The organism is Amycolatopsis plumensis (assembly GCF_042652605.1).
Lineage (GTDB): Bacteria > Actinomycetota > Actinomycetes > Mycobacteriales > Pseudonocardiaceae > Amycolatopsis > Amycolatopsis plumensis.
Window position 1 is genome coordinate 3,659,842 of the sequence record NZ_JBHSJY010000001.1, and the last position, 11,702, is coordinate 3,671,543.

The following is an 11,702-nucleotide window of genomic DNA, read 5'->3' on the forward strand; positions in this document are numbered from 1 at the left end:
GCTCGTGAGTGGTAAAGCGGGTTCTAACCCGCCTTACCACTCACGACCGGCTGCGGCAGACCGGCTACGGGAGTTTCAGGATCGCCAAGACCGCGTCGGCCATGCCCTGCTCTCCCCGGGTGTTCGGGTGGAACGGAAGGCCGGGCGCGGCGGGCAGCAGGCCCTCCACCCAGCGCTTGTCCGGCGCCGCGCAGACGTCGTGGCCCTTGCCGGGGGCGGCCGTGTCCGCGTACCCCGCCCGGTGGGCGTCCGCCTGGTCCTCCAGCATCTTGTTCAGCTTGCCCAGCGCGCCCCGGAAGTAGTCGATGTCGCCCGCGCCGAACGGCAGGGACGGCCAGCACCCGGCCCCGTCCGGCAGCACCGTCGGATAGCCGACCACCACCACCTTCGCCTTCGGGGCCCGCTCGTGGATCCGGTCGAGGAGCGCGCCGACCTTCGGGGCCGTGGTGTCGATGCGCTCGGCCAGCTGGTCGTGGCCGCCCGCGGTCAGGCGATCCCGGCACGGTGCGGTGTCCTGGTGCGTGGTCGCGCAGCTCGACGCGTACGCGGTGAAGCCGACGTCGTTGCCGCCGATGCCCACCGTCACCAGCGTCGTCTCCGCCGTCACCGCGTCCAGCTGCGGCGGGTTCGTGCCGTTGCCCGTCTTCTGCGCCTGGCTCAGGTGGTCCGTCGTCGCGCCGCTGCAGCTGACGTCGGCGAACTGGGCCGGCTTCAGCTTCGCCGAGACGAGGTGCGGGTAGTTGTCGTCGGAACGTTCGCAGCCGGCCGGGGTGCCCACCCGGCGGCCGGTCCGCGGCGACGACGTGTACGAATCCCCGAGGGCGACGTAGCGGCCCGAGCCGCCTCCGGTGTCCACCCCCTCGGGTGGCGCCGAGGACGAGCCGTGCTGCCACTTGTAGTAGCCGAAGGCCAAGAGACCGACCACGAGTACGAGCACCAGGCAGCCCCCGCCGCCGCTCTTCTTCGCCACTTCTTCGTTTCTACCGAACGCGGCGCGCCGCCGACCTAGTCAATCCGGGTGATCCGCTGCGCGAGCAGGTCGTTGACCAGCCCGGCGCCGGTCTCCGGGTCGTCCACGCTGACCAGCACCGTCCGGCCGTTCTCCAGGGAGAGCGCGAGCGCCGGACCGCCGCGGATCTTGTACGCCGTCGTGCCGGTGACCGGGTTGAAGCGCAGGCCCAGCCCGCCGTCGCCGAACGTCGACAGCTCGCGCGTGGTCGCTTCGCGGATGCGGTCCAGCGGCAGGTGCCGCCAGGGGACGCCGAGGAGGCCGAAGCGGATCGTCACGCCCTTGGCGTCCACGGACGCCGACAGCCGGTACGTCAGCGCCGTCACCACGAAGCCGACGAAGGCGATCCAGACGGCCGTCGGCCACGGGAGCCCGGTGGGCAGGAGGGCGATCGCCACCGGGATCAGCGCCAGCGCCCACAGCATCGCCGGGTTCACCGCCCGGCCCGACCAGAACGCGCGCTGCCCTGGCCGGAGCCCGACGCTCGGCCGGTGCCCCGGGGTCGCCTGGACCGGCGGCGACGGCAGGCCGCCGATGCGCGCCGCCACGACGCCGAGGGCCGCGGCGCCCAGGAGGAAGGGCACGACGGCGAGGCCGCCTCCGGCCGCCTGCCAGTCCGGGGCGTCGAGGTTCGCCACGAGCACCGTGAGCAGGACGGCGGCCGGCATGGCGGCGAACCCGGCGCCCACCCCGACGGTCGGGCGCGGCAGCGGCCGCCCGCGGCGCAGCGCGGTGACCGCCGTCGTGGCGAGGAGCAGGACCGCGACGGCGCCGAGGCCCAGGCTCACGCCGGTGAACGCCCCGAGCGGGGTGTGCCCGTTCGGCTCGCTGCCCCAGTGCGTCGCGACGGGGTCGGGCAACCGGTCCGCCCACGCGTTCGCCAGCGCACCCGCGACGGCGAGCGCGGCGCCCGGCAGCACGGCCGTGGCGAGCAGGACCCGGATCAGCTTCGTCATGAGTACTTCTCCTTCAACACCCCGGTGAGCTCGTCGAGGCCGACGCCCGCGCGCTTCGCCTCGCGGACCAGGTCCTCGGCCAGCTCGGCCAGCCGCGCCCGGGAGGACGCGCCGCCGATGACGACGGCGCCCCGGCGTCGCCGCAGGTCGATCAGGCCTTCGTCGCGGAGCAGCGCGTACGCCCGCAGCACGGTGTGGACGTTGATCTCCAGGGCGGCGGCCAGTTCCCGGGCGGGCGGCAGCTGCTGCCCGGGGGCCGGGTGGCCGTCGGCGAGGGACCGGCGCAGCGACGCGGCCACCTGCTCGAAGAGCGGGACGGTCGAGCTCGGGTCGATCTGAACGAGCATAGTTCTAACTATAATAGAACAATGACGCGCTGCGCGAGAGCTGCGTCACATCGGGCGCGGATCAGCCGGCGATCAGGTCCCCGGCCAGTTCCAGGGCGTGGTCGACGTCCTTGGCCACGTAGTGCAGGTCGACGAGGACCTCGGTGATGCCCAGCTCGCGAGCCGTGTCGAGGCAGGGGAGGACGTCGGCGGCGGTCTCGACGGCGGTGCCCGGCCGCGGGTTGATCCGCAGCACGCGGCGCAGGGTGCCCGGATCGCGTCCGGCCTTCGCCGCCGCTTCGAGCGCCACCGACCAGAGGCCGGTCAGGTATTGCTCCGGCATCCAGCCGGCGAGCCAGCCGTCCGCGCGGCGGCCCACCCGGGCCAGCGCCGGCGGCGAGAACCCGCCGAGCAGCACCGGCGGGCGCGGCTCCTGCGCCGGACGCAGGCCCACCGTCGACGGCGCGATCCGCCACTGCGGGCCGGTGTGCTCCGCCGGGTCGCCGGTCCATAGCGCTTCGAGTGCGTCGAGCAGGTCCTCGAGCCGCCGGCCCCGGCCCTCCCACGGCACGCCGGTGGCGAAGTACTCCTCGCGGAGCCAGCCGAGCCCGAAACCGACGTCCAGCCGTCCCGAGCTGGCCAGGTCGAGCGAGGTCAGCGCCCGCGCGAGCAGCACCGGGGAATAGACCGGGCCGGTCAGCGCGCTCATCCCGAGGCGGGCCGTGCGGGTCACCGCGGCCGCGGCCGCCAGCGTCGTGAACGGGTCGGCGAAGGTCTCGAACTCCCGCGGGTACGGGTGCTCCGGCGTCCCGCCGCCCGGGTACAGGTCCGACGGCTCGAGCGGCGTCAGGATCCGGTCGCCCACCCACAGCGAGGTGAAGCCGAGGTCCTCCGCGGCCGTCGCGAAGCGCCCCACGGCAGCGGGGTCGGCGAGGGCGCCGTACTGGGGGAGCGCGAGCCCGAGCCGCAGCGGAGCACCCGCCGGACGGGGGGTGGTCGTCATGGCGGACATCCTGGCATGATCAGGAGGTCGGCGGGAAGTTTTCCGCAGGCCGGCCGGGGTGCGGTGGTCGATCGGGGGGCGCGGTTGCGGGCTCCCGCGAGGCTTGCCGTAGACTTCGGGACTTGGAACGCACTACGGTCATCCCCGCCTGGATGGTGGGGACGATGGAATGCGTCCACCGGGGCTCCGAGCGATCGGGGCTCCACAGGGGTGTAGCTCAATTGGCAGAGCAGCGGTCTCCAAAACCGCAGGTTGCAGGTTCAAGTCCTGTCACCCCTGCGTAACGGAACTGGTGGAGCGGAGGAGTGGTCGTGAGCGACAGCGACGCCAGCGGCGGCGAGCAGGAGCAGGACGGCACCGGGCAGAAGCCCGAGAGCCCGTCCCGTCCCGTCACAGCCGCTGCCCGGCGTGAGCGCCGTGCGACCGCTCGTCCGGCGGGGAAGTCCGCGGCACGTGCGGACGACCGGACCCGCCCGGCCGGGAAGTCGGGGGAGAAGACCGCCCCCGACGCGAAGGGCGCTCCGACTCCGAAGCGGGACCAGAAGCCGAAGAAGGCCTCCGTGTTCGCGCGGCTGGTGCGCTTCATCCGCGAGGTCTGGGCGGAACTGCGCAAGGTCATCTGGCCCAACCGCAAGCAGATGGTCACCTACACCGCGGTCGTGCTGGTCTTCGTGGTGTTCATGGTGGCCCTGGTGAGTGGCCTGGACCTGCTGTTCAAGTGGGGCATCGGCCACATCTTCGGCTGACGCGCCCCCGGCGCGGTGCCGATGGGGCCCCGGGCCCCGGCAATGATCAACTGAGAGGACGGAACGTGACCTCCGACAACGGCACAGCAGCCGGTCACGACCTGACCGAGCTTTCCGACGAGCAGGTGCACGCGGCACTCGGTGACGAAGAGTCCGCCCACCTCGAGCCCGTCGACGTGTCGGACTCCGAGGTCGACGACGACGCTGCCGCTCCCGGCGACGACGACGCTTCCGCCGACGACGTGATCGACGAGACCGCCGCCGAGCCGGCCGCGGACGACGAGGACCCGGTCGCCAAGCTGCGCGCCGAGCTGCTCGCCGCCCCCGGCGACTGGTACGTCGTGCACTCCTACGCCGGGTACGAGAACAAGGTGAAGACCAACCTCGAGACCCGCACGCAGACCCTGGACGTCGAGGACTACATCTTCCAGATCGAGGTCCCGACCGAAGAGGTCACCGAGATCAAGAACGGCCAGCGCAAGCAGGTGCAGCGCAAGGTGCTGCCCGGCTACATCCTGGTCCGGATGGACCTCAACGACGCCTCGTGGAGCGCGGTGCGCAACACGCCGGGTGTCACCGGGTTCGTCGGCGCCACCTCGCGGCCGTCGCCGCTGACCGTGGACGAGGTGCTGAAGTTCCTCGCGCCGCAGGTCGAGAAGGAAGCCCCGGCCAAGGCCAGCAAGGGCGAGGCCGCCGCGGCCGCGCCGCTCGGCGGCCCGGCCGTCGAGGTCGACTTCGAGGTCGGCGAGTCGGTCACGGTCATGGACGGCCCGTTCGCAACGCTGCCGGCCACGATCTCCGAGGTCAACGTCGACGGGCAGAAGCTGAAGGTCCTGGTGTCGATCTTCGGCCGGGAGACCCCGGTCGAGCTGTCGTTCAACCAGGTCTCCAAGATCTGACGGCCGGCCGTTCCGGCCGCAGTCCCCGCGTCCACGGCAGGTACGCGGGGAACGTAGTACAGGACAGGAAAAGAAATGCCACCCAAGAAGAAGAAGCTTGCGGCGATCATCAAGCTGCAGATCAAGGCGGGTGCGGCCAACCCCGCGCCGCCGGTCGGCCCCGCGCTGGGTCAGCACGGCGTCAACATCATGGAGTTCTGCAAGGCCTACAACGCCGCGACCGAGTCGCAGCGCGGGGACGTCGTCCCGGTCGAGATCTCCGTGTACGAGGACCGGTCGTTCGACTTCAAGCTGAAGACGCCGCCGGCCGCGAAGCTGCTGCTGAAGGCCGCGGGCGTGGAGAAGGGCTCCGGCGAGCCGCACAAGACCAAGGTCGCCAAGGTCACCTGGGACCAGGTCCGCGAGATCGCCAAGACCAAGGAGACCGACCTCAACGCGCACGACATCGACCAGGCCGCGAAGATCATCGCCGGCACTGCTCGTTCGATGGGCATCACGGTCGTCGACGCCTGATTTCCTGAAGTACCCGTGGGAGAGCCAGGGCTGGCTCGTCACCACACTGATCCACTCGTAGTTAAGGACAGAAGAAATGCCCAAGCACAGCAAGGCTTACCGCCAGGCTGCGGAGCAGATCGACAAGACGCGCCTGTACGCGCCGCTCGAGGCTGCGAAGCTGGCGAAGGAGACCTCCAAGACCAAGATGGACGCGACCGTCGAGGTCGCGATGCGTCTCGGTGTGGACCCCCGCAAGGCCGACCAGATGGTCCGCGGCACCGTGAACCTGCCGCACGGCACCGGTAAGACCGCCCGCGTCATCGTCTTCGCCGTCGGCGACAAGGCCGCCGAGGCCGAAGCCGCCGGCGCGGACGCGGTCGGCACCGACGAACTGATCGAGCGCATCCAGGGTGGCTGGCTCGACTTCGACGCCGCGATCGCGACGCCGGACCAGATGGCCAAGGTGGGCCGCATCGCCCGCATCCTCGGCCCGCGTGGCCTGATGCCGAACCCGAAGACCGGCACGGTGACCCCCGCGGTCGAGAAGGCCGTGAAGGACATCAAGGGGGGTAAGATCAACTTCCGCGTCGACAAGCAGGCCAACCTGCACCTGGTGATCGGCAAGGCTTCCTTCGACACCGAGAAGCTGGTCGAGAACTACGCGGCCGCGCTGGACGAGATCCTCCGCGCCAAGCCGTCGTCGGCGAAGGGCCGTTACCTGAAGAAGGTCACCTTCACCACCACGATGGGCCCGGGCATCCCGGTCGACCCGCTGCGGACCCGCAACCTCCTCTCCGAGGAAGCGGCCGTCTGAGGCTGAGATCACCAGAAAGGGCGTCCCCGCTTGCTGCGGGGGCGCCCTTTCTTCGTGTCTTATTGACGACATGCCGACTTTCGCGTCGTTCGACGGGCTCCGGTTGCACTACACGGTGTGGGAGGGCGACGGCGCCCACCGCCCGGTCCTGCTGCAGCACGGTTTCGCCGCGGACACGAACGCGAACTGGATCTCCACCGGCGTCGTCGCGGCGCTGCGATCGGCGGGGTTCACGGTGGTTTCCCTGGACGCCCGCGGCCACGGCCGTTCCGAGAAGCCGCACGACGAGTCCCGCTACACGTCGGACACCATGGCGCAGGATGTCTCGGCCCTGCTGGACGAGTTGGGCCTCGACGAGGTGTCGATGGTGGGCTACTCGATGGGCGCGATCATCGCGCTGACAGCGACGGCGGCCGACAAGCGCATCCGTTGCTTGGCCACGGGCGGCGTCGGTTCGGGCATCGTCGACTTCGGCGGCGTCGACCTGCGCGTGGTGAAACCGGCGGACATCGCTGCGGCCCTGCTGGCGGAGGACCCGGCGCTGGTCCCGCCATCGGGAGTCCCGTTCCGCCTCTTGGCCGACGCCACGGGCGGCGACCGGCGCGCGCTGGCGGCGGTGGCGCTGGCTTCGGCTTCGGGGGACGGGCACCTGGACCTGTCGTCGATCGGGGTGCCGACGCTGGTCCTGGCGGGCGAGCAGGACCAGCTGGCAGCCGAGCCGGAGCGACTGGCGGCGGCGATCGCGGGGGCGAGGTTGATGCGGATCCCGGGCGACCACATGACGGCGGTGATGTCACCGGCGTTCGCGGAGGCCCTGGTTTCGTTCCTGTCCGCTCCGCACCCGCGCTAGCGGCTCGTCGGCGTCACGGTCGGGGCGCCGCTGCACTTCGCCGGCCCGATCGCGTGGCCGGTGATGAGCCACTGTCCCTTGTCGACCTTCGAGACGGTGAAGACGCCCAGCGCCGGACCGCCCGTGACGGGGAAGGTGCACGAATCGATCGTCACGGTGTCCCCGGGCAGTGGCTCCGAGACGCTGGACGGCAGGGATTCGGCGTAGTCGTTCTTGTTCGTCACCTGGGTGGCGAGGAATTCGACGGCTTTCTTGCAATCCGTCTGGGCCGCGTCCTGCCGGAACGTCTGGGCGATGTCCTGCGCGAACCGGGTCTGGGTGTCGCGCTGCCCCTCGTTCTGGAACCGGCCGCAGGCGTCGTCGACCCGGCCCTGGGCGACGTTGTGGTAGACCATCCGCACCGCTTCGTACGGGTTCGTCGAGAACACGTGGTTCGTGTGGTACTTCCCGCCGCCTTCCTGGGCGAGCTGGGCCGAGGTCTTGCCGGCGTCGTTGGGGAAGAAGTGGTTGTACAGCCACGTGCCCGCGATCGCGAGCAGGATGAAGGCCAGCACCCAGGCGATGACCTTCTTGCCCAGCCAGGTCAACCACTTCGGTGCCCGCCGCCGCTCGACCGGGACGAGCTGGTAGCCCGGCGGGATCATCGGGGGCTGGCCACCCTGCTGCGGCGCCGGCTGCGACGGCGGAGCCTGGACGACGCCCGAGTCCGGCACGGGCGCCGGCTGGTTGCCCTGCTGGGCCTGGGTGAAGCGCAGATAGTCCTGGAACTGCTGGAACTGGCGGAACTGCTCCAGCTGGGCCGGGTCCACCGGCGGCTGACCGGCGGCGCGGGATGGCTGCGGGAGTGCCGGGGCGCCCTGGCCGGGCACCGGAGCGGCGTCGTTCCCGGGAGCGGGCGCGTTCGAGCCCGCCGGTTCGATTTCCGAGCCCGGCTTTCCGTCATCGCGCTGCTCCGCCACGTGACCATGATGCCCCACTCCGCCGCGAAGGTGGGGGTCGGAGAAGGCATGTCGACTTGACAAGGTATTCTCGATGACGGTTCTACCGAAGACCGCTGGTTTTCCCCGCCAACACGGGGAACGAAGGTCCCGCATCACGCCGGGCGGCCCGCGCAGGAGGAACGAGGCCGGGCACCCGAGTGCCCGAAGACGCCCCGCGCCTGCTTGCGCGAGGGCGTTTCGTCGTCTGAGGGGCTCCTCGAACAGCCAGTGGAAACACTAGCCAAGAGAGGAGGCGACCATGGCGAAGCCCGACAAGGTGGCGGCCGTCGCCGAGATCGCGGAGAGCTTCCGCACCAGCTCGGCCACCGTCGTTACCCAGTACACCGGCCTCTCCGTGTCCCAGCTGTCCCAGCTGCGCCGCGCTCTCGGCACCAGTGCCAAGTACCGGGTCGCGAAGAACACCCTGGTCAAGCGGGCGGCCGAGGACGCCGGCATCCAGGGTCTCGAGGACCTGTTCGTCGGCGCGACCGCCATCGCCTTCGTCGAGGGTGAAGCGGTCGACGCCGCCAAGGCGCTTCGCGACTTCGCGAAGGACAACAACGCGCTTGTGATCAAGGGCGGCTACATGGACGGCAAGCCGCTGTCCGTGGACGAGATCAACCGGATCGCCGATCTCGACAGCCGTGAGGTCCTGCTCGCCAAGGCGGCGGGCGCGTTCAAGGCGAAGCTGTCCCAGGCCGCCGCGCTGTTCCAGGCGCCGGCGTCCCAGGTCGCCCGCCTGGCTGCCGCGCTGGAGGAGAAGCAGCGCAACGCCGCCGGTACCGAAGCAGCCGAAGCACCCGCCGAGAGCTGAACCACCCCCACCCCGAACGCCTAGTTCGTTTTTTCTGAGAGGAAGCCATCATGGCGAAGCTGAGCACCGCCGAGCTGATCGACGCCTTCAAGGAGCTGACCCTCCTCGAGCTGTCCGAGTTCGTGAAGGAGTTCGAGGAGACCTTCGACGTCACCGCCGCCGCGCCGGTCGCCGTCGCCGCTGCCGCTCCGGGTGCCGCCCCGGCCGCCGCCGCCGAGGAGCAGGACGAGTTCGACGTCATCCTCGAGGGCGCCGGCGACAAGAAGATCCAGGTCATCAAGGTCGTCCGCGAGGTCGTCTCGGGCCTGGGCCTGAAGGAGGCCAAGGAGCTGGTCGAGGCCGCTCCCAAGGCCCTCCTGGAGAAGGTCGACAAGGAGGCCGCCGAGGCCGCCAAGGAGAAGCTCGAGGCCGCGGGCGCCAAGATCTCCATCAAGTGATTTCCGGCGCGCAAGCGCCTACGCTCCACCTCGCGAAAGGGCGGGCATCCACTGCGGATGCCCGCCCTTTCCGCGTCTACGACTTCCTGAGCTGGGGGCCTCCGGGAACCCCTAGGAGCGGTGTCCGGATCTCCCCGGGGTCCCTTAATCGTGGTTCCGGGGCCGCTCGGACCTGCGCAGTTGCCCCGAATGGGCTACCGTGCTGCCCGTTGGCGATCACGGCGGGGTGACGATGGGTCCGGGGCTGGCCAGAAAAGAAAACTGGTGAGTAACCTGTTCGCACTCAGCTCGTTGCACCTGGTTGACGCGGGTTCGTGGGCGCCACAGGCCCACACCCGCCGCCGGCGTGGGTGGCAGGGTGTGGCAGCGGGCGCAATGACGCGGAACAGCTCCTGGAGGTGCGATGGGTGCCGAGGTGGTCATCGAAGGTCTGACAAAGTCCTTCGGTAGGCAGACCATCTGGCGGGACGTCACGTTGACGCTCCCCCCGGGCGAAGTGTCGGCCATGCTCGGCCCGTCAGGGACCGGCAAGTCGGTTTTCCTCAAGTCGATGATCGGGCTGCTCAAGCCCGACCGCGGCCGCTGCGTGATCAACGGTGTCGACATCGTCACCTGCTCCGAGCACAAGCTCTACGAGATCCGGAAGCTCTTCGGCGTCCTCTTCCAGGACGGCGCCCTGTTCGGCTCGATGAACCTCTACGACAACGTCGCCTTCCCGTTGCGCGAGCACACGAAGAAATCCGAGACGGAAATCCGCCGGATCGTCCTCGAAAAGCTCGACATGACCGGTCTGAACGGCGCCGACAAGAAGCTGCCCGGTGAGATCTCCGGCGGTATGCGCAAGCGCGCCGGCCTGGCCCGCGCCCTGGTGCTCGACCCCGAGATCATCCTGGTCGACGAGCCGGACTCGGGCCTCGACCCGGTCCGCACCACCTACATCTCGCAGCTGTTCCTCGACGTCAACGCGCAGATCGACGCGACCTTCCTGATCGTCACGCACAACATCAACCTGGCCCGCACGGTGCCGGACAACCTGGGCATGCTCTTCCGCAAGGAACTGGTCATGTTCGGCCCGCGCGAGGTGCTGCTGACCAGCGAAGAGCCGGTCGTCAAGCAGTTCCTCAACGGCAAGATGCAGGGCCCGATCGGCATGTCCGAGGAGAAGGACTCCGCCCAGATGGCCGCCGAGCAGGCGATGTTCGACGCCGGCCACCACGCGGGCGGGGTCGAGGACATCAGCGGGGTGCCGCCGCAGATGCAGACCACGCCGGGCGTGGCCACCCGGATGGGTGCCATCCGCCGCAAGGACCGGGTCATGGAGATCATGCACCGGCTGCCGCCGGCCGCGCAGGAAAGCATCATCGAGTCGCTGAGCCCCGAGGAGCAGCGCCGCTACGGCGTGCGGCCGCACCGCGGGCAGCCGCAGCAGGTGGGCGCCCGCCCGCAGGGTGACGGCGTCCCGAACCAGCACCACGGGCAGCTGCCCGCCGACCAGGTGGCCCGGATCCCGGGCGGCGGCCAGCCGCCGAGAACCGGCACGCACCGGATGCCACCGACGAACAACGGGCCAGGTGGCCGGTGAGCTCTCCCGCAACACAGGCGAAGATCCCCGGGATCGGCATGCTCCGCGAGACCGGGAACCTGTTCGCTCTCGGCCTGGACATCGTCCGCGGCCTGTTCCAGCGCCCGTTCCAGCTGCGGGAGTTCATCCAGCAGTCGTGGTTCATCGCGAGCGTGACGATCCTGCCGACGGCCCTGGTGGCCATCCCCTTCGGCGCCGTCATCTCGCTGCAGTTCGGCTCGCTCGCCCGCCAGCTGGGCGCGCAGTCCTACACCGGCGCGGGCTCCGTGCTCGCCACCGTGCAGCAGGCCAGTCCGCTGGTCACCGCGCTGCTGGTGGCGGGCGCGGGCGGCTCGGCCGTCTGCGCCGACATCGGCGCCCGGACCATCCGCGAAGAGATCGCCGCGATGGAGGTGCTCGGCGTCTCCGCGGTCCAGCGGCTGATCGTGCCGCGCACCCTCGCGATGATGCTGGTCGCGCTCCTGCTCAACGGCATGGTCAGCGTCATCGGCGTGCTCGGCGGCTACTTCTTCAACGTCGTGCTCCAGGGCGGGACGCCGGGTGCCTACCTGGCGAGCTTCTCCGCCCTCGCGCAGCTTCCCGACCTGTGGGTCGGTGAGATCAAGGCGCTGATCTTCGGGTTCATCGCCGCCGTCGTCGCGTCCTACCGGGGCCTCAACCCCTCCGGCGGCCCGAAGGGCGTCGGGGACGCGGTGAACCAGTCGGTGGTCATCACGTTCCTGCTGCTGTTCGTCGTGAACTTCGTGATCACCCTGATCTACCTGCAGATCGTGCCCGGAAAGCTGGACTAG

14 protein-coding genes and 1 tRNA gene are annotated in these 11,702 nt (G+C 70.3%); 10 read left to right on the top strand and 5 right to left on the bottom strand.

The genetic code is table 11. From position 1 onward, the window contains the following. Positions 1-64: 64 nt before the first annotated feature. From ACFPLC_RS17700 to ACFPLC_RS17715, 4 genes are all read right to left on the bottom strand, one after another. Positions 65-970, bottom strand: a complete 906-nt coding sequence (locus tag ACFPLC_RS17700) for an SGNH/GDSL hydrolase family protein (RefSeq protein WP_378189272.1) — start codon at positions 968-970, stop codon at positions 65-67. Positions 971-1,005: 35 nt separating this feature from the next. Continuing rightward, positions 1,006-1,965 carry a hypothetical protein gene (locus tag ACFPLC_RS17705; RefSeq protein WP_378189271.1) on the bottom strand — a complete coding sequence of 320 codons (960 nt, stop codon included), beginning with the start codon at positions 1,963-1,965 and terminating at the stop codon, positions 1,006-1,008. Further along, entirely contained in the window at positions 1,962-2,312 is a 351-nt protein-coding gene (locus ACFPLC_RS17710) for a GntR family transcriptional regulator (protein ID WP_191311608.1), read from the bottom strand. The genes ACFPLC_RS17705 and ACFPLC_RS17710 overlap by 4 nt, the downstream gene beginning before the upstream one ends. Positions 2,313-2,373: 61 nt before the next feature. Further along, positions 2,374-3,294 (bottom strand): TIGR03619 family F420-dependent LLM class oxidoreductase, encoded by a 921-nt coding sequence (locus ACFPLC_RS17715; RefSeq protein WP_378189270.1) that lies wholly within the window; start codon positions 3,292-3,294, stop codon positions 2,374-2,376. 206 nt (positions 3,295-3,500) lie between these two features. Here ACFPLC_RS17715 and ACFPLC_RS17720 point away from each other — a divergent pair. The 6 genes from ACFPLC_RS17720 (at position 3,501) to ACFPLC_RS17745 (ending at position 7,098) form a co-directional block, all read left to right on the top strand. After that, positions 3,501-3,573, top strand: a tRNA-Trp gene (locus ACFPLC_RS17720). Between the two features lie 26 nt (positions 3,574-3,599). Continuing rightward, a complete protein-coding gene (secE, locus tag ACFPLC_RS17725; RefSeq protein WP_378189269.1) occupies positions 3,600-4,040 on the top strand; it encodes a preprotein translocase subunit SecE in 441 nt (146 codons plus the stop codon). A 65-nt stretch (positions 4,041-4,105) separates the two neighbouring features. Then, on the top strand, positions 4,106-4,939 hold the full coding sequence (nusG, locus tag ACFPLC_RS17730; RefSeq protein ID WP_378189268.1) for a transcription termination/antitermination protein NusG: 834 nt from the start codon (positions 4,106-4,108) through the stop codon (positions 4,937-4,939). Between the two features lie 75 nt (positions 4,940-5,014). Next, positions 5,015-5,452: a 50S ribosomal protein L11 gene (gene rplK, locus ACFPLC_RS17735; RefSeq protein ID WP_043781763.1), complete on the top strand. Its 438-nt coding sequence runs from the start codon at positions 5,015-5,017 to the stop codon at positions 5,450-5,452. A 76-nt stretch (positions 5,453-5,528) separates the two neighbouring features. Further along, the gene (rplA, locus tag ACFPLC_RS17740) at positions 5,529-6,248 is read left to right on the top strand and encodes a 50S ribosomal protein L1 (protein WP_378189267.1); all 720 of its coding nucleotides are present in this window, start codon (positions 5,529-5,531) and stop codon (positions 6,246-6,248) included. A 70-nt stretch (positions 6,249-6,318) separates the two neighbouring features. After that, positions 6,319-7,098, top strand: a complete 780-nt coding sequence (locus tag ACFPLC_RS17745; RefSeq protein ID WP_378189266.1) for an alpha/beta fold hydrolase — start codon at positions 6,319-6,321, stop codon at positions 7,096-7,098. On the opposite strand, the gene ACFPLC_RS17750 is transcribed toward ACFPLC_RS17745, so the two are convergent. Then, positions 7,095-8,057, bottom strand: coding sequence for a hypothetical protein (locus tag ACFPLC_RS17750; protein WP_378189265.1), 963 nt, complete (start codon positions 8,055-8,057; stop codon positions 7,095-7,097). The two genes, ACFPLC_RS17745 and ACFPLC_RS17750, sit on opposite strands and share 4 nt — an antisense overlap. Before the next feature lie 280 nt (positions 8,058-8,337). Between ACFPLC_RS17750 and rplJ the strand changes: the two genes are divergently transcribed. The 4 genes from rplJ (at position 8,338) to ACFPLC_RS17770 (ending at position 11,702) form a co-directional block, all read left to right on the top strand. Then, a complete protein-coding gene (rplJ, locus tag ACFPLC_RS17755; RefSeq protein ID WP_191311624.1) occupies positions 8,338-8,892 on the top strand; it encodes a 50S ribosomal protein L10 in 555 nt (184 codons plus the stop codon). A 50-nt stretch (positions 8,893-8,942) separates the two neighbouring features. Then, a complete protein-coding gene (rplL, locus tag ACFPLC_RS17760; RefSeq protein ID WP_191311627.1) occupies positions 8,943-9,329 on the top strand; it encodes a 50S ribosomal protein L7/L12 in 387 nt (128 codons plus the stop codon). A gap of 403 nt (positions 9,330-9,732) precedes the next feature. Then, entirely contained in the window at positions 9,733-10,911 is a 1,179-nt protein-coding gene (locus ACFPLC_RS17765; protein ID WP_191311629.1) for an ABC transporter ATP-binding protein, read from the top strand. 38 nt (positions 10,912-10,949) lie between these two features. Beyond that, complete coding sequence (locus ACFPLC_RS17770) at positions 10,950-11,702, top strand: MlaE family ABC transporter permease (RefSeq protein WP_003060268.1); 753 nt, start codon at positions 10,950-10,952, stop codon at positions 11,700-11,702.